Here is an 806-nt window from a genome sequence, read left to right on the forward strand (position 1 = left end):
GGCAATAGCAGCCATGAGTTTTCTTGCAGAGAACAAACAGCTTTATTTAACCGCAGAGTTTGACGGGGACGAAGATGTGTTAATCAGCGGGGATGCTTTCAGGCTAAAACAGGTAATGATTAATTTGCTGGGTAATGCTATAAAATACACAGAAACCGGAGGCGTAACGGTTAAGGTTAGTTTGCGTTCAATTAATGAGCATCAGCAAAAACTGGAAGTCCGGATTATTGATACCGGCACAGGTATCCCTAAAGAAAGGCAAGCTAAATTGTTTACCAGGTACTACCAGGCCGACCGCTCAGGAGATAAAGCGGGTACAGGTCTCGGTCTTTATATTTGCCACCAGCTACTTGTATTACAGCAAGGAAGCATTGGTGTGGAAAGTGATGCGGGAAAAGGCAGCTGTTTCTACTTTAATATTCCCTATAAAAAAGTTGGTTAGCAGTATTGTATTGCCGTTTATAGCAACAAGGTTATTCTTTTATAAATTCCTTTACAATTCAGGATCTTCTTCTCCCGGCATCCTATGTGGCATTTACTAATGAAGGGAATGGTTTCGGTTAAGAATCATCTTGCTGTTCGCCCTTGCATATATGAAACATTCACACTATCTTTGCACCCACAATTAACAAAAATATTTAACGCTTTAATATTATTCAAGTAATGTATTTAGGTAAAGAAGCAAAGGCAGAGATCTTTGCAAAACATGGTAAAGGTGCTACAGACACAGGTTCGGCAGAAGGACAGGTAGCATTATTCACCACCCGCATTGCACATTTAACTGGTCACCTGAAAAAGAACAAACA

At 40.3% G+C, this 806-nt stretch carries 2 protein-coding genes; both read left to right on the plus strand.

What is annotated here, in order from left to right; translation table 11 throughout:
• Positions 1-442 (plus strand): sensor histidine kinase (locus AC1DPZ_RS28305; RefSeq protein WP_477409812.1); only part of this gene is annotated, 442 nt, incomplete at its 5' end.
• 221 nt (positions 443-663) lie between these two features.
• Positions 664-806 (plus strand): 30S ribosomal protein S15 (locus AC1DPZ_RS28310; RefSeq protein ID WP_477409814.1); only part of this gene is annotated, 143 nt, incomplete at its 3' end.

The sequence above is a fragment of the Mucilaginibacter sp. P4_G9 genome (genome assembly GCF_056400985.1).